Genomic DNA, 17,115 nt, shown 5'->3' on the forward strand with positions numbered 1-17,115 from the left:
GGCGCTCCGGTCGTCGGGTGTTGGGTTGGGTGCACGCGCCGGATGGCGCGCGCGTTGTTGCAGAACCGTTCAGAGCGATGCGGGAATGGCAGGGGCGGCGCGGCGGTCCAGCCGTGCAGCCAGGCGGGCGACGTGCTTCAGCGACAGCAGGTGAGCGTCGATCAGGCCCATGTCGCCATTGCGCACCACGCCTGCCAGTGCGCCGTCGTCCAGCGCGTGCAGCCTGATTGCATCGACGACGTAGATGCCGTCGATAATCTGCTTTTTGCCATCGCGCGTGATCTCGACCGTTTTCGGCACCAAAAGGTCGTGCTGGGCCAGGCGCTGCGCGAACTGGTGGGTGCTCTGCATCTCGATGTGGAACTGGCGCAGGAACTCGACCGCGCCCTGCAGCATCGGGCTTTCCTTGCCGTCGGCATCGAACAATGCCTCGCCCTCGGTCTCGCTCCAGCCGGTGAAGGCTTCATCGACGCACACCGTCAGATCGTCTCCGTCCCCGGCTTCGGCCAGCACGAATGGGTAACGGCGGGCAAAGGCAGGAATATAGGCATCGGCTTCCCAGGCACCGTCGGCGTCCAGAAAGAGATTATTTTGATCGTTCAGACCGACCATCGCGGCCAGCGTATAGGGACCACCGGGCTTGCCGACGAAGACCACCGGATAGTGCAAGGCCGCGTCCAACAGTTCGGTGGCCGCGATCAGCAGAGAGTTGATGTTCCGGGCGAAGGAAAAATCACCAGTTGCCGGCATCAGCCTGAGATCGCGGTGCCGCGAGCGGTTCAGTGCGACAGGTGTTTCATAAAAGATCATCGACGTCATGGAAGGCCCTTTGCAATATGGCAATTATAAATGGTCAGTCAAGCTGTGAATACAGGACAGGCAACAGCGGTTAAAAAAATGCTGTTACTGAACAACATATGACGTTCGTTATGTGAAGAAGGCCGGCGCACGCTGTGCTGCGATGTCAACGACGGGCATCAAGGCGTCGGATTGCGCGTGTGCCTCAGTCAGATATCGCCGGTTTTTCAAACGGCGATACGAGGCTGCGCATGGGATGGTGTTGCTCTTTCAATAGGCCTTGCTGGCGACAAACCAGGTGCGCACCGAGGATTGCGGCGCGAGCAGCGGCGATGCGCCACCGATCGGTTTGGCAAGCGACAGACTGGCGCGCCACTGGTCTCGACCTTCCCAGGTCAGGCCGACGCCAAAGCCCGAGAGCGTGGCGCGGTTCTCGCTGCGGCTCCAGGGATCACGATTGATCCTGGCGCGGGTGCTTTCGATGAAAGCGCTTGCCTCCCAGCGACCGGCGCCGAACAGGCCAAGGTCGCGCCGTAGTTCGGCCGTGGCGAAGTACCCGGTATCGGCCGACAACGCGCCCACGTCATAGGCCCGCATCGTGTACGGACCACCGATGCTCAGCTTCTCGGCCGAGTCCAGGTTGGCGTCGCTCCACTGGCCGGCCAGATTAAGGTAGAGCATCGTGCGCGGCGTCAGGGCCTGGACCCGGGAGAAGTTGGCATTCCACTTTGCATAACCACCGTCGCTGCGGGCAGAACCTGCATCGGCCGCGCGCGCCGTGGCGTCCTGAAAGTTGACGTCACCGGCGGTCCACGACAGGCTCCATCGGTTTGCACCGCCGCCCAGGAGGTCGTCGCGCAGGTCGCCGTTCAGGCTCAGCACCCAGTTCGTCAGGTCGCGGTCGGTACGCGTGCCGGTCAGGTCCACCCGGTCGCGCAACTGCTTGCCGTCGTACTGCAGCTCGAGGTACAGGTTGGCCTGCCGCGCGCGGATCAGCGGATGCCTCACCCAGGCGCTGCCGACGTCCGCCGTGCCGTTGGCGTCCAGTGCACGCACCTGGTCGCCCAGCTTGTAACGCACGGCCGAATACGCCAGGCCGACGCGGGTGCCTGCGCCGTTGACCAGGGTGTCGTAGCTGATCCGTCCGTATTTCAGGCGCTCGCCCGTGCTGACCACCGTCGCATTCAGGATGTCGCCCCGATGCAGCGGATTGAACAGGTTAACCGAGCCACTCAGGCGCGCCCGGCCAATGTAGCGGTTGCCCGCGTTGTCGAGGGCCAGATTGGCCAATGCGGCGGGATTGTGGCTGGTGACGATCTCGAGGTCGGAGGTGCCGATCGCGGTCCCCGGCTTGAGGATCGCATTCACGCCCACGCCCGGGATGTCCGAGAGCAGCAGCAGGGTTCGGTCGAGACCCTGTCCGCCGATGTCCTGCCCGGCCTGTAATGCCGCCGTGGTCGCGTCCAGCAGTGGATTGGCTACCTTGCTGCTATTGTTCACGCTCACTGCACCATAGCGCGCTTCCAGGACCTGGATGGTCACGCTGGCGCCGGACATGGTCTGCGCCGGGATCGCCGCCCGGCTCAGCGGGAACCCGTTGCGCTGGTAATACGCAGTGATGCGCGCCGCCAGTGCTTCCAGCTGCGGCAAGGTCATGCTGGTGCCTTCAGCCGAAGACACCAGCGCATGCAGGGTTGCGGTAGGAAATGCGGTATTGCCGACAATACGGATGGCGTCGACCCGGAACGGCGCCGATGCCGGCAAGCCGCCCTGTACGACAGGTGTGACCTGCAGCGTCGGCGCTTTCGTGGACGCCGCTGGCGCCGGGGCCGGTTGTACCTGCTGCAGGATCGCGCCCGAATTGGGCACGCCCTGCTGCGTTTGTGCGTGGACCTGCAGCGACGCCATTGCGAGCGCAGCGACGAGGGGTTTCAACATCATGCGTCCCTTGGAAACGGATTTCATGCGTGTCTTCATTCAGTTGTGACAACCGCCAGGGGCGGCAGCAGCATGCCGCCATTCTGGATCTGGAGACGCGGCGCACCGGCCCCGGTCCCGACCATCGTGATGATCGACGGCGCTGGCGCGCTCCGGTCTGTCTGCGCCGAAGGCACTGTCTTGCTGTTATCCTTGCTGTCATTCGACGACACCTGCAGCGTGGACGACAGGCGCAGCGCGCCCGGACGCGCGCTTGCCTGCGGCGGCAAGACCAGCGACTGCACCTGCGCCAGAATCGTGCGCACCTGCTCTGGCGCCTGCGCTGGTGGCGTGACGGGCGTGACGGGCGTGACCGGCGGGCCGGGCTGTACCGGTGGCTGCGCCGGCGGCTCGGGCTGTACCGGTGGCTGCACCGGCGCTGCGGTGATGCTCGCCAGCGTTGTCGTCTGGTCAGTGACAATTGCGTAGTTGCCGATGTCGGCGCCGCCATAGGTATTGGTCAGCCTGACGATCTTGCCGGCGCCCACGCCGGCGTCGTTGAAGACGCCGAGGGACGCGAGGGTGAGCTGATCCGCGCCGAACAGGCCTTCGAACACCACATTTTTCGTATCGGCAGTGGCGCCCGTCGTGCCGTCAAATACCTTGTCGCGGGCAACGATACCCGACACATTGACACTGGCCCTGCTGATATCGGCGCTCAGGCTGTCGAGGCCGACAAGGTTGTAGTTGCCGGCGTCGGCGCCTGCCAGCGTGTAGCCGGACACCGTCACCCGCTTCGCACTGCCCACGTTCTTGTCGGCGAAGGCGCCAACGCCGACTCCACCGAGCGTCACGACGTCGGCGCCGATCGGATTGACGATGGCGGTGCCTGACAGCGTGGCCGTGGTGGTGCCGTCGTAGCTGCGGTTGCGCGCCGACACGCCGGATAGCGCAAGGTCGGCTTTGGCGATGCTGGCGCTCAGGCCGCCGAACGGCAGGATCGTGTAGTTGCCGGCATCGTCGCCCGCCAGGGTGAAGCCGCTGACCGAGACCGCCTTGCCGGTGCCGGCGTTCTTGTCGGCGAAGAGGGCCGCGCCGCTGCCACTCACGCCAACCTGGTCGCTGCCGATGCCGCGCACGCTGGCGCTACCGGCCAGCGTCGCGGCAGTCGTGCCGTCATATACCTTGTCGGCCACGCTCAGGCCTCCCAACGCCAGGCCGGCCTTGTCGATAGTGGCGGTCAAGCCAGCCGGCTGCACCAGCGTGTAGTTAGCGGCATCCGCGCCGGCGAGCGTGTACCCGCTGACGGCGACCGCCTTGCCGGTACCGGCGTTCTTTTCGGCGAAGCTGCCGCTGGCGCTCCCGTTCACGGCGACGACGTCGGCGCCGAATGCCGCCACAGTCGCAATGCCGGACAGGGTTGCGGCGGTGGTGCCGTCGTAGGTCTTGTTGCTGGCGGTGACGCCGGTCACAGCCAGACTGGCCTTGCCGATGGCGGCGCGCAGGCCGGCTGGCTGCACGATGCTGTAGTTGCCTGCATCCGCGCCGTCCAGGGCATAGCCGCTGACCGTGACCGCCCTGCCCAAGCCGGCATTCTTGTTCACGAAACCGGCCGTTGCCGTGCCCGACAGGGTCACCGCATCGCCTCCCAGTGGCGTCACGGTCGCGTTGCCGGACAACGTCGCCGCCGTGGTGCCATCATAGATCTTGTTGTTCGCGAAGATGCCGGCGACGGCGAGATCGGCCTTGCCGATCGTGGCACTCAAGCCACCCACCTGCAGCAGGTCGTAGTTGCCCGCGTCGGTGCCGGCAAGCTGGAACCCACTGACATTGACGGATTTGTTACTGCCTGCATTCTTGTCGGCGAAGACCGCACTGCCGCTGCCCGACAGCGACACGTCATCGGCGCCGAAAGGCGTGACGCTGGCACTGCCGGACAGGGTCGCGCTGGTGGTGCCGTCGTAGATTTTGTCGCTGGCCGACAGGCCCGTCAGTTGCAGGCCGGCCTTGGCGATGCTGGCGGTGAGGCCACCGGGCTGCACCACGTTGTAGTTGCCGGCGTCTGCCCCATGCAGGGTGTAGCCGACGACGTTCACCAGTTTGCTGTTGCCAACGTTCTTGTTTGCGAAGCTGGCGCTGCCGGTCCCGCTTACCGTCACGGCATCGGCGCCGAAGGCCGCCACGGTCGCAGTACCCGACAGGCTCGCGGCAGTGGTACCGTCGTAGGTCTTGTTGCTGGCGGCGACGCCGGTCACGACCAGGTTGGCCTGGCTGATACTGGCCACCAGACCGGTCGGCTGCTGCAGCGTGTAGTTGGCTGCGTCAACGCCGCTCAGGGCATAGCCGCTGACCGTGACGACTTTGGCGTTACCGGCGTTCTTGTCGCTGAAGGCCGCGCTGCCGCTGCCACTCACCGACACGACATCGCTGCCGAACGCATTAACGGCCGCAGTACCTGACAGCGTGCCGGCAATCGTGCCGTCGTACGTCTTGTTGTTGGCAGTCACACCGGACACGGTCATGTCGGCCTTGTCGATCGTCGCGGTTTTGTTGTCGAGGCCGTTGATGGCGTAGTCATTGGCATTGGCGCCGGCGAGGGCGACGCCGCTGATCGTCACCGCCTTGTTCGCTCCAGCGTTCTTGTTCAGGAAGCTGGCCGTGGCCTGGCTGGTGTCAATGGTGATGCCGCCGGGGGCGCCGCCAACGATCGACAGGCCGTTCAGGCTGGCCGTGGTGGTGCCGTCATAGGTCTTGCTGCCAACGTTCGCTGTGAAGTTGACGAGCATGAAGGCATTGACCTTGTCAGGGTCTCCCAGGTTGTATGCGTTGTAGTTGGTCGGCATCCAGACGCCGCTGCCGTCCCTCTCAGGGTTATAGAAGATGTCGATCGTGCTGACGTTGTCCGCATAGATATACGAGTAGGCCGGGTCGTCGAATCTGACGGTGCCCAGTCCCCTGCCGGCGTTGTCGGTACGCAGGATGGCTTTCCCGCCACCCTGCACCTCGATCACACCACCCACATCGCCAACGCCGCTTGCAGTCGTCGCGTTGCGCGTGGTCACGAAACGAATGTCGCGATAGGCGCTCAGCGTCAGGGTCTTCGTGCTGATCCAGTTATAAATGCGGCCGCCATCGTCGTAATCGGCAACGCCCCCGATCGCGTCGAGGATATTGATATCGCCCTGGCCGCCCGCGCCGCTCGTGCAAGCGACACCGGTGCAGGCGGGCAGCGAAGCGGTTGTCTTGATGGTGACATCGGTGGTGTTGAGCGCTCTCGTCAGTGCCACGGCGTCGACATCGATGTTGACCGACGAATCCCACAGACTCCGGTTGCCGATGGTGATGTCGGCCGGATCCAGCAGCCAGCTGCCTGTCGTTCCGCGTGGCGCCGAGGTATCCACTGCGGCAACCTTGCTGACCTTGAGCACATGGCCCGAGGTTTCCACCTGGCCGCCATTGCCTCCTTGTGCGCCGCCACGGGCGCTGATGCTGCCATCGAAGCGGGTCGTGTCATCCGACCAGACCGCGACTTGCCCGCCATTCCCGCGCGTGACCGCGTCCGCATGGATGGCGCTGCCAGTTGCCACATCCGTCGTCAGCGCATGTCGTTCGGCGCCGGCGCCGAGGAAATTGCCGCCCACCAGGGCCGTGCCACCGCCCGCATCTCCCGACACATCGATCTTGCTGCCGGCGGCGAGCGCGACGTGATCGCCCAGCACCTTCACAGTGCCGCCCTGCTGACCTGTTACCAGTCCCGAGGCGTCCAGCGTGCCGCTGTTGCTGACCGTGCTGCGCTGTCCACCGCCAAGCACGATCGTGCCGTTGACGTTTTCCACCGTCCGCGCCTGGATGATGCCTGAATTGTTGACCACGCTTGCCAGCACGGCGTTCTTTGCATCCGTGCTCAGGATCACGGCGCCGCCGTTGGCCTGGATCAGGCCGCCGTTTTCCACCAGGTTGTCGAGCGTGCTCCGGTTGACCTGCATGTTGACCAGGCTATTGCCGGCGAACGACAAAGTCACGTCGCTGCCTGCCCCCATCGCCACACTGCCCGTCGGCGCACCGATGCTGCCGTGGTTGCTAACACGGTTGCCGATGAACGCCACGTACCCGCCCTCGGGCACCGTAATGTTGCCGCGATTGACGATGCTGCCCGTGCCGGCGCCGCTGAACCGGCGCGCCGCGCCATCGGACGCAGCAGCGTCGATATCGAGCGTGGAGGCAACCAGGCCGCCGACGTTGACCTGCGAACCGGCGCCGAACAGCACGCCGTTCGGATTGATCACGTAGACCTGGCCGTTGGCATTGAGCCGGCCCATGAATCGGGTGCCATTGGTGTCGAAGATGCGATTGACCGCGATCGCGCTGCGCGAGGGCTGCACGACATTGACTGTCTCGCCGCCATTCGTATTGAAGCTTTGCCAAGAAAGCGAGAGATTCTGGCTGGACTGGTTGATCGTCGTGGTGCTGCCGGACTGCTGGATCGAGCCGCTGCCGACAGTGACCTGCCCTCCCGTGGGGCCCGCATGCGCCAACTGCGCTGCGGCTGCGAGGGCGCTCGCGGCCAGCAACTTGCGCCTGGTTTTCTTCCCACGGCCGCGCGCGGATTCGGCGACAACGACCCACGTTTTGTGCACGTGGCTCCAGACGAGCCGGTAAATTCGGTTGATTGAGGCGTGACGGTCCATTTGGTTCCCTGTAGAACGTGGTATGTGCCTAGCAAACGCGTTATTGCGGGTACTTCGCAAGATGCTCGGCGACGCGGCGGTCGAGATCGGGTTGCCATTGCGCCGGCATGACGGTCAACACCAGCCTCTCGATGCGGTCGATCTCCGCCAGTTGCACGCCATTCGGTCTGCTGGCCCTGGCGGCGCGGTTCCACATGTAGATCCGCGCCAGGTCATCCGGCGTCAGGGCGCCAGTACCGGGTTCGGGCGTGGCATTCGCATACAGGATCGCCGTCGGCAGGTAGGCAGGCGTGTGACCTTCCATAGCGGCATGCTCCAGCCAGAAGCGCGCCTGCATGACGTTCGCGTCGCCCCCCTCGCCCTCGCTGAGCATCAGCCCGAGGCGGAACTGCGCTTCGTGGTTGTGGCGTTGCGCGGCCTGCTCGTACCAGTAACGGGCAAGGCGCAAGTTCTGCGGCACGGCGGTGCCTGCGCGATAGTGATCAGCCAGCTTCAGCATGGCAGGCGGCGAATCCGCCTGGGCGGCGGCCGTGCACAACGCCAGTCCCTGTGCGACATCGCGGGCAACAATGGTCCCGGCGATATACAGGTCTGCGGCCTGGCATAACGCGTACGACATGCCCGATGCGCCGGCTTTCAGATACCACTGCACGGCGGCCTGCCCGTTGACGGCGCGGCCAATGCCTTGCGCCAGACAATCGCCAAATAACTGTTCAGCGGCCGGGATCTGCTTGTGCGCAGCTTTGTCGAACCATGCGCACGCGGCAACCGGATCGGCTTTGCGGCCCCAACCTTCGCGCTCGAATAAACCCAGGGTAAATTGGGCCAGAGGATTGGTGCCAGCATGCGCAGCATAGGCCCGATACGCGCTCGCAAAGTCACGCGCCGCCAACGCTTTCTGGGCCGGCTCCAGCTCTCTGGCCAAACCCTGAATCGACGACTGTGCCTGCACCTGCCCGGCCAGCAGCAGTGCAACAATCAATAGGGAGATACGCAACATGGTTTCCTGAATTGGATCGACGGTTGATCGTCACGCCGGTGATGCCATCGCGTCGCCGGCATCCGGCAACGCTTAGTCGTTCGAGGACGGGTAGATGCCGTTGACTGCAATGTAGTAAGGCATCACCAGATAGGGCGGCATGGTCGGAATATCTGCGTTGCCGCCTATCGGTGCGGTAGTGCCCGTCACGGTGGCGGCGCCGGTCAGCGCAGTCGACGCGTTGCCGCTGACGGCCACCGGGGCGGTGACGCCCTGACCAACCGTCAGCGACAGCGTACCGCTGATGGTGCCCGCATTCAGGCTCACGTCAGGTGCATTGGCGGTGTACGAACCTGCAGTAGCACTCGTGGGTTTGCCCAGATAGTTATTGGTCGGCGTGGTGACACCGCCGGAGCCCGACGACGCCCTCACGGTCAGACCGCTGGCCGAACCCGTAATCACCAGACCCGACAGGTTGGCGGTCGCACTCAGACCGGTCAACGTGGTCTGGGCGGTCAGACCACTCAGGTTGACGGGAGCATTGAACGACATGGAATGCACCGGCAACTGGGCAACGGTCAGCTTAATCGCCGTGCTGCCGCCATTCGCACCCACGGCGCCGCTTGCCGCATTGCGCGGGTCATAGCCAATGATGACCCTGCCGCGCAGGTCGGGCAGGTTGAAGTTGCTGCTGCCATTACCACCAAAAGTCGTGCCGACCAGGGAATATAGCGCAGTAGCCTGGTTGATCTGCATGGTTTGTCCCATGGCCAGCAGATAGCTCGATCCGATGCCCGGGAACCGGGTTGGTGACACTGCCATGACACAAACACTGCCGATATACGGCTCGACGGAACATGCATAACTTGTCGTGCTGAAGCCAGCCATTCCAATACCCGATATCAGTGCGATAACGGAGAAGCCCCTTCTGGATTTGAATGTCATTTTGTTTAACTTTCTGGCTAGGCGAAAGAATCATGGAATACGGCCAGGCTCGTGGCCGAAGCATATTCAACAAACTGATAAAACGGATTTCCAAAAGGTACGGCAACTGATCTCATGGTAAGCAGGAATCACGGCATTGGTCCATCGAAAACTTTAATTACCGAATCAGACTGTTGCTTTCAGCCCATTCCATGTCAAGGATATAAGCAGCGAGTCTGCAACCGCCATGCGCCGCTCCTGGCGCGCGTGTTTATTGACTGCCTGGTGACCTGCAGCCGATCCGGCGTGAAGGACCGCCGGTAGCCGTTCATCGAAAATTATTGACTGCCTGGTGACCTGCAGCCGATCCGGCGTGAAGGACCGCCGGTAGCCGTTCATCGAAAAAGCAGGTTTCGGGAAGCACTCGTCGGATACATACAGGCGTCGTGGATGCGGTGGGCTGCCAGGACGCTGCATCAGCGTGTCCATGAATCGTGGGAGAGGCAACCTGCCGTGTTTCACTCACGCCGGGTGGACCTGCGCCGGGAAAAATGGCAGCTGCACCGGCACCTCAGATATCCAGAAGAGCGGCACTGTCGGGAACGCTGCAGTGACGCTCTTCTGAACATCCACGATTTCGCAACTTGTCGAGTTGCACTGGTAATCATGTCAGGGTCGATGACGAAGATACCGGCCACATCAGCGTAAGTGCGTTCATCAATGTCGCCAATAGATGCTAGCACTGGCTCGCCGTCGATTCGATCAAATGCAATGCGGTTTGTTATCAGCCACCTCACCCGCTGAACTGGTTAATGAACAATTACGTTTTATCCGCTGTGCTTTGGCACGATAACTCTAAGGCATAATTCGCCCTCTTCTTGCAAGCTTGTTTGTATTGTGTTGTTGTTGCTTTAGCCCGAACGTTTGAATTCCTTTTTTAGTTTTTTACCTGTTGGTTAGTTACATTTTAGCCGATTCATACTTATTTCAATGCAAATCCAGATTCGATGCGATCCGATATTCAGATGAAAATCTTCTGTGGCAAGACAATGCTGCTTTAAGAATTCTGGGTTACTGCTCATAGCTTTCTCACACCTTCTTTTCAGAAAGCTCATCCCAAGCACATGCTATTCCTGGACGCAGGTCAGTTCGCAGGCGCCTGCCGTAGAACCATCAGTCTCATTTCGCCCATGGTTGCGGCAATGTCGGACAGCCGAAATTGCCAGCGCGGCGTTGCCTCCCAGCTTCGCCGATTCACTTGTTGCACTACGGCGACCAACAATCGCGACTTTCATCAACCCCGTCAGTCCACCCGGCAAGGCATTCCTCATCAATCTGGCCCCTGCTCCCCTCTTGCCATGTTGTTGGTCCAGGGTTCGATGTCACGTCGCTGCATATCTCCACCGTACAATTCCTGCTGCACACCCCGTCGTCAACCTGCCATCGCCCGTTCCCGGACCGTTGCATTCGAAGACCGCAGATCAAGGTGCGCACTACACGAATGTAGCGGTTTGCACACAATCGATGACTGCGTGACAATGGAATGATCCTCATCATCATTCAAAGGCACACCATGAACATCACCGTCCAGAATACTGTTCCAGCCACAACCCGTATCACGCTCGTCGGCGAAATGCACGACGGAAGCTTTGCAGCAGAAGTGATGACTGAAACCGCCGTTCCCTACACGCCATACTGGGATAACCTGCTTGAACAGCGGATTGTCTACATCCAGCCGGATGACGAGCAGCTCGGCGCAATCGTCACGGCACTGAACGAACGACGTCTGACACTCGACGAGTTACAGAATTACGGCAGCGCAGAAGGCGGTACGTCGTCGATTCCCGTCTGAGCAATCAGCCCATGCACAGTGACTGACCGGAGCGACTGCGTTTCCCTCGCTTGCTCGACTAACGACAGCCGTATCAGGCTCGCCCTCTTTTTGGTGGCTTGCCTGCTGATGGTTGTCGTCTTCAAAGTCGTTAGCTGTTGAATTATCCTAAGATTTTTTTCGACTTTGTTGGTTAGTTACGTTTTACCCTGTGAAGGCTCAGCCTTTCCCACGATTATTTGATGCCCCTGTCCCCGTCCGAGCGGAGAATTTCGTCGTGCCGCTCGTGGTCGGTCTTGTGAAGATAGGCCGCCGTCGTCGCAATATTCGCGTGCCCGGCCGTGTCCTGCAGCGTTTTGAGCTGCACACCGCTGTTGGCATGATTGGTCAGCATGCTGTGGCGCAGCCAGTGCGGCGACGCAAGGCGCAGTGTCGATGCGCTGTCACCATCCCCCGTTGTTGCTGCGTCGTCCGCAGCAAGCTGGAAGATCGCCTTGAGTGCTTCGGATGCAGCCTCGTCGGTGATCCCCACATACTCTTTCGTGCGGCTCGACAGCACCAGGGGCATACGATCTCCCCTGCTCGTCTGTTCCAGCAGACCGAACGCGCGCCGGTAGTCGCGGTAGGCGCCGATGGTGGCTGGAGGCACCGGCAACCGGCGCGGCTTGTTACCCTTGCCCAGCACGTCGAGCCACCAGCGGCCATCGCCCTCGCTGTAGACAGCGCCCATCGTCGCGCTGACGATTTCGTTCAGGCGTGCCCCTGTCTGGGCGAACGCGATCAGCAGAAAGCGGTCGCGCGCGCGCTGGCGCGCCGTGGCCTCGGTGTCGCCGGGCCGTGCTTCGGCCGCGGCCAGCGCATAGGCAATCGCGGCCGGGCTCAGATAACGGGTGATGCGGCTCGCGTGTGCAGCGCGGACATTGCGCACGAGCCGCGCCGGATTGCGGCGCAGATAACCGGTCTGCTCGGCAAACGTCAGCACGCCCTTGATCGCGATCATCGCCTGGCGGCGGCTGGTGTCGGACAGGGGCCCGGTGAACGGCCGATAACGCGGATCGTTGCGTGGCCATTTGGTGGTGCTGATCCACGCGGGCGGCGGCTGCCGGATGAATTCCTTGTAAAGATTGAGGTCGCCAACGTTCAACTGCTGGAATGTCTTGCCTGCTTCTTCACGGCACCAGGTCAGGAACCGATACAGCTCCTTCTGCAGATTGGCAATCGACTTGGGGCTGAGCTCGCCATGGGAGATATATTCGCGTGCCAGTTCGGCGTCGCTCGTGGCGGAGGTAACCGGCTCGTCATCCATGCTGGAGAAGCTGCCCGCACCGAGCCGGCTGGCGGCCGCCCGATCAGGGTCGGCTGGTGGCAGTGGGTCGAGATTGATCGGTACGAACACAGGCATGAGCGCTGAATAAGATAACTGTATGGATATACAGTATAGCACTGTGCTGCCGGGCTTCGTAAGGGCTGCTGCCGCAAATTTTCGCGCAATTAGCTACGAAGGGCGCTCTCGTCCTACAGCGCCATGCCCTGCGCGATACGTGTGCGCCCTGCCCTGCACGACAATGGTTCATCCATTTTACGAAGGGGACTACCATGAACAGCAACGCACCCGCATCGACGACTGCAACCCAGGACGGCACCACTGTCGGTATTGGCGGCCAGACCAGCGGCCAGCAAGGCGCGACGCCATCACATGAGTCGCAGACGGAAACCGGCGGCAATGGCGGCCCGGGACTGACCCGCAATCAATCGGGACCGTACGTGAACGCACCCGACGGTGCCGAAGGCAATGAGCCGCCAATTACTGACGGCAGCGCAGCGCCGCAGCCGGAAGCGCCGAGCACCGTACCGCTCGATACGGCAGCAACGCACACCAATCCAGGCGCGCAGGATACGCGGCCAGGCCAGGCCGGCCCGAAAGTGACCGGCATGGGCGCGCCGAAAACGGGTGGCAATCAAAACGCAGGTGATCTGCCGCCTTTCACGCGCTGATGTAATTTGTGCCCGCCGCTGACGTTTCGGTGTTCGCCTGCCAGCTATCCACGCAGGCCAGGCGAGCACAAAATAATTACGGCGGGCCGCCTGCAGCAGCATACGCACCAATTGGCGCCTGCGCCGCCACCTGCTCCTGCTTCGCCAATTTGCGCCACCAGATCCATGACACGATCGCATTCACCCAGAAGCACATGTACAGGAACGCCGTCAGGTACAAACCCCGGCTGAAATACAGCGGCACTGCAATGGTGTTCACCAACAGCCAGACCGGCCAGCTCTCGATGCGCCGCCCCATCATCAGTAATTGCGCGATGACGGAAAACACCAGCACCGCCGAATCGATGAACGGTGCGTAAGCATTGGTATAGAAGTGAAGTGCAGCGCCATACGCGCCAGTGGCAATGAATCCGATCGGCGCCATCCATGCCATCGTGCGCCAGCCCGCATGGGTAATCGGTAGCGGTGCGCCGCCCTTGCCATGCAACCAGCGCCACCACCCCAGCACACCCGTTACGACAAAGAAGGCTTGCAGCACGACGTCGGCATACAGGTGCGCCTCCATGAATAGCAGGCCAAACAGGGTGCAGCCAACAATCCCGGTCCACCACGTGTGGACGTTGTTGCGGCCAGCCAGGAGGATGGCGACAGCCGTGAAGATGTTCGCGGCCAGTTCGAGGGGGGATATCATCGGGTGCGGCGGGGCCAGGCTGGGAACATGGAGAGTGTCCTCTGAATGAGAGCGGCTACTCTACGCCACTCTCATGCCCCGCCGCAAGTTAGTGCAGAAGAATGCTTACAGCTTGATGGTGCCGTGCTCCGAATCCAGATCCGGCTGCTTGCCGGTCACCGCTGCCTTGGCAACGGCGAACAGGCGCACCATCTTGCTGTCATTCGAATCCCAGTACTCGGCTGCGTGCGGTACCACGCGCACGAGCACGGCGTGCTGGTCTTCCGGGCCGGCCGGGAACCAGGCCTGGACCATCGGGTTCCACATGCTGCGAATCTTTTCGCGGTCGACAATGCGCTCGGCGGTGCCGCTGACCGACACATAGGTGCTGTCATCGATATCCGAAAAACTGATGTTCACTTCCGGCTGATGCGCGATGCTGTCCCAGAGGGCGGTGGCCGAATGCACGAAGAACCAGATGCCGCCTTCGGCGTCGACGTCCTGCTTGGTCATCGGCTGGCTGGCCAGGTGGTCGTGCTCGTCACGGAACGTGAACATGGCAAAGCGCAGGGAACCGATACGGTCTTCGAGGGCTGCTACGTGGGTGCGGTCTGCGGTCATGGTAAATCCTTGATTGGGTGAGTAATACCTCATCCTAGCCTGCCCGACGCCGCCGTTCGGTGCGCAGGCGTACATTTGCGCCCCGCTGCAGATGAGTTTGGCCTGGTCAGGCTGTCCCGCAGCCGGTAACAAATGGCTTATAGTATTGCCTCTGTAAACATTTCAACAATCTTATGAAATTCGACGTCGCGATCGTCGGCAGCGGCCTGGCCGGCCTGTCGGTAGCCCTGCACCTGGCCCAGACCCGCAAGGTTGCCATCATCTCCAAGCGCACCCTGCTCGACGGCGCCAGCGCCTGGGCCCAGGGCGGTATCGCGGCCGTGCTCGATTCGGGGGACAGCCACGAGCAGCATGTGGCCGATACCCTGGTTGCCGGCGCCGGTCTGTGCGACGAAACCGCCACCCGTTACATCGTCGAACACGGGCGTGAAGCGATCGAGTGGCTGATCGATCAGGGGGTGCCCTTCACGCGTGACGCTACCGCCGAGATGGGCTTTCACCTGACGCGCGAAGGCGGCCACGGCCAGCGCCGGATCATCCATGCGGCCGACGCCACCGGCTACGCCGTGCAGGTCACGCTGGAACACAAGGTACGCGCCCATCCGAATATCTCGCTGTTCGAGCACCATGTCGCGATCGACGTCATCACGTCCGACAAGCTGCGGCCCAAGGTGGCGCATGGCAGCCAGCCGCGCTGCTATGGCCTGCACGTGCAGGATGTGAACAGTGGCGAGGTGCTCACCTTCGAAGCGGAGCACACGGTGCTGGCCACGGGCGGCGCCGGCAAGGTGTATCTGTACACGACCAACCCCGACACCGCCACCGGCGACGGCATCGCGATGGCCTGGCGCGCCGGCTGCCGGGTGTCGAACATGGAATTCATCCAGTTTCACCCCACCTGCCTGTACCACCCGTATGCGAAGTCGTTCCTGATCACCGAAGCGATCCGCGGCGAGGGCGGCCTGCTCAAGCTGCCGCCCGAAGCAGGTGCGCAGGCCGGCGAGCGCTTCATGCCGGCGCATGACGCGCGCGGCGAGCTGGCGCCGCGCGATGTGGTGGCACGCGCGATCGACTTCGAGATGAAGAAACGGGGCCTGGATTACGTCAACCTCGACATCAGCCACCAGCCCCCCGAATTTTTGATGGAGCACTTCCCGACCATCTATGCGCGCTGTCTTGAGCTGGGCATCGACATCACGCAGCAGCCCATCCCCGTCGTGCCGGCCGTACACTTTACCTGCGGTGGTGTCGTCACCGACCTGGCCGGGCGCACCGATATCCCCGGCCTGTATGCGGTGGGCGAAGTCGCCTGCACCGGCCTGCATGGCGCCAACCGGCTGGCCAGCAATTCGCTGCTCGAATGTGTTGTCGTCGGGCGCGCCTGCGCGCAGCAGATCGCGGCGAGTCCGGCGATTGCCAACCCTGCGCTGCCGGACTGGGATGCCAGCCGCGTGACCAACGCCGACGAAGAAGTGGTGATCGCCCACAACTGGGACGAGCTGCGCCGCTTCATGTGGAATTACGTCGGTATCGTGCGCACGACCAAGCGCCTCGAACGCGCGCTGCACCGGATCAAGCTGCTCAAGGAAGAGATCGACGAGTACTACCGCAACTTCCGCATCACGCCCGACCTGCTCGAGCTGCGCAACCTGGTTGAAGTCGCGCATCTGATCGTGAAAAGTGCCATGTCGCGCCATGAAAGCCGCGGCCTGCACTACTCGCGCGACTTCCCCGACACTTTGCCCAAGGCACTCCCGAGCGTGCTGACGCCGCGCCGGCGCTAGCATGGAGCGGCAGCGACTTTCGTTCACCACAGGCCTGCTGCTGAGCATCCCGCCCGTACTCTGGGCGGGCAATGCCATCATCGGCCGCCTCGTGCGCGACGCCATGCCGCCGATGACGCTCAACCTGCTGCGCTGGTCGATCGCCCTGCTCATCCTGCTGGTGCTGGGCCGCGCCGCACTGCGCCCGGGCAGCGGCGTGCTGCGCAACTGGCGCCGCTACGCCCTGCTTGGCCTCCTGGGCATCGGACTCTATAACTCCATGCAATACCTGGCGCTGACGACCTCGTCGCCGCTGAACGTGACGCTCGTCGCGTCCGGCGTGCCGGTCTGGATGCTGCTGGTCGGCCGGCTGTTCTACAACGTGCCGGTCAAGGGGCGCCAGATCGGCGGCGCCGTGCTGTCGATTGCCGGCGTGCTGGTCGTCATGTGCCGGGGCAGTCTGGCCGAGCTGGCCGCGCTGCGTCTGGTGGCGGGCGACCTGATCATGATCGTGGCGACGATTGTCTGGTCGTTCTATAGCTGGTCGCTGCTGCAGAAGAACGATGTGCCAGCCCTGCGTGCGAACTGGGCTGCGTTTTTGCTGGCCCAAGTGGCGTACGGCGTGCTGTGGTCGGCCGCGCTGGCCGGCGGCGAGTGGGCGCTGAGCACGCCCAAGATCGTCTGGAGCTGGCCCCTTGCCGCCGCCCTGCTGTACCTGGCGATCGGGCCGGCGATCATCGCCATGCGTTGCTGGGGCGCGGGCGTCCAGCGCGCCGGACCCGGGATCAGTGCCTTCTTCATCAATCTGACGCCGCTGTTCACCGCGCTGCTGTCGGCCGCCTTCCTGGGCGAACTGCCGCAGTTGTACCACGTGGCCGCGTTTGGCCTGATCGTCGGCGGGATCGTCGTGTCGGCGCGCTGATTGCAGA

12 protein-coding genes are annotated in these 17,115 nt (G+C 62.8%); 4 read left to right on the forward strand and 8 right to left on the reverse strand.

Annotated elements, in window-relative coordinates; all coding sequences use genetic code 11:
* Positions 1 to 69: 69 nt before the first annotated feature.
* The 5 genes from AC56LH_RS07990 to AC56LH_RS08010 form a co-directional block, all read right to left on the reverse strand.
* The gene (locus AC56LH_RS07990; RefSeq protein WP_499645449.1) at positions 70 to 819 is read right to left on the reverse strand and encodes a SapC family protein; all 750 of its coding nucleotides are present in this window, start codon (positions 817 to 819) and stop codon (positions 70 to 72) included.
* 249 nt (positions 820 to 1,068) lie between these two features.
* The gene (locus tag AC56LH_RS07995; protein ID WP_499645450.1) at positions 1,069 to 2,763 is read right to left on the reverse strand and encodes a ShlB/FhaC/HecB family hemolysin secretion/activation protein; all 1,695 of its coding nucleotides are present in this window, start codon (positions 2,761 to 2,763) and stop codon (positions 1,069 to 1,071) included.
* 8 nt (positions 2,764 to 2,771) lie between these two features.
* Positions 2,772 to 7,403 (reverse strand): YDG domain-containing protein, encoded by a 4,632-nt coding sequence (locus tag AC56LH_RS08000; protein ID WP_499645451.1) that lies wholly within the window; start codon positions 7,401 to 7,403, stop codon positions 2,772 to 2,774.
* Between the two features lie 40 nt (positions 7,404 to 7,443).
* On the reverse strand, positions 7,444 to 8,403 hold the full coding sequence (locus tag AC56LH_RS08005; RefSeq protein WP_499645452.1) for a tetratricopeptide repeat protein: 960 nt from the start codon (positions 8,401 to 8,403) through the stop codon (positions 7,444 to 7,446).
* 72 nt (positions 8,404 to 8,475) lie between these two features.
* Positions 8,476 to 9,327 carry a phage tail protein gene (locus tag AC56LH_RS08010; RefSeq protein WP_499645453.1) on the reverse strand — a complete coding sequence of 284 codons (852 nt, stop codon included), beginning with the start codon at positions 9,325 to 9,327 and terminating at the stop codon, positions 8,476 to 8,478.
* 1,522 nt (positions 9,328 to 10,849) lie between these two features.
* Here AC56LH_RS08010 and AC56LH_RS08015 point away from each other — a divergent pair.
* The gene (locus AC56LH_RS08015) at positions 10,850 to 11,158 is read left to right on the forward strand and encodes a hypothetical protein (RefSeq protein WP_499645454.1); all 309 of its coding nucleotides are present in this window, start codon (positions 10,850 to 10,852) and stop codon (positions 11,156 to 11,158) included.
* Positions 11,159 to 11,372: 214 nt separating this feature from the next.
* Here AC56LH_RS08015 and AC56LH_RS08020 read toward each other — a convergent pair whose 3' ends face one another.
* Positions 11,373 to 12,539, reverse strand: a complete 1,167-nt coding sequence (locus AC56LH_RS08020) for a tyrosine-type recombinase/integrase (protein ID WP_499645455.1) — start codon at positions 12,537 to 12,539, stop codon at positions 11,373 to 11,375.
* Positions 12,540 to 12,733: 194 nt separating this feature from the next.
* On the opposite strand from AC56LH_RS08020, the gene AC56LH_RS08025 reads away from it, so the two are divergent.
* Positions 12,734 to 13,132, forward strand: a complete 399-nt coding sequence (locus tag AC56LH_RS08025; protein WP_499645456.1) for a hypothetical protein — start codon at positions 12,734 to 12,736, stop codon at positions 13,130 to 13,132.
* A 76-nt stretch (positions 13,133 to 13,208) separates the two neighbouring features.
* On the opposite strand, the gene pnuC is transcribed toward AC56LH_RS08025, so the two are convergent.
* Both pnuC and AC56LH_RS08035 read right to left on the reverse strand, forming a co-directional pair.
* The gene (pnuC, locus tag AC56LH_RS08030; protein WP_499645457.1) at positions 13,209 to 13,823 is read right to left on the reverse strand and encodes a nicotinamide riboside transporter PnuC; all 615 of its coding nucleotides are present in this window, start codon (positions 13,821 to 13,823) and stop codon (positions 13,209 to 13,211) included.
* 105 nt (positions 13,824 to 13,928) lie between these two features.
* A complete protein-coding gene (locus AC56LH_RS08035) occupies positions 13,929 to 14,423 on the reverse strand; it encodes a pyridoxamine 5'-phosphate oxidase family protein (RefSeq protein WP_499645458.1) in 495 nt (164 codons plus the stop codon).
* A gap of 173 nt (positions 14,424 to 14,596) precedes the next feature.
* Here AC56LH_RS08035 and nadB point away from each other — a divergent pair, with 173 nt between their 5' ends.
* Both nadB and AC56LH_RS08045 read left to right on the forward strand, forming a co-directional pair.
* Entirely contained in the window at positions 14,597 to 16,207 is a 1,611-nt protein-coding gene (nadB, locus tag AC56LH_RS08040) for an L-aspartate oxidase (RefSeq protein WP_499645459.1), read from the forward strand.
* A 1-nt stretch (position 16,208) separates the two neighbouring features.
* Positions 16,209 to 17,108 (forward strand): DMT family transporter, encoded by a 900-nt coding sequence (locus AC56LH_RS08045; protein ID WP_499645460.1) that lies wholly within the window; start codon positions 16,209 to 16,211, stop codon positions 17,106 to 17,108.
* Positions 17,109 to 17,115 lie beyond the last annotated feature (7 nt).

The sequence above is a fragment of the Telluria sp. LT1R51-2 genome (genome assembly GCF_059685775.1).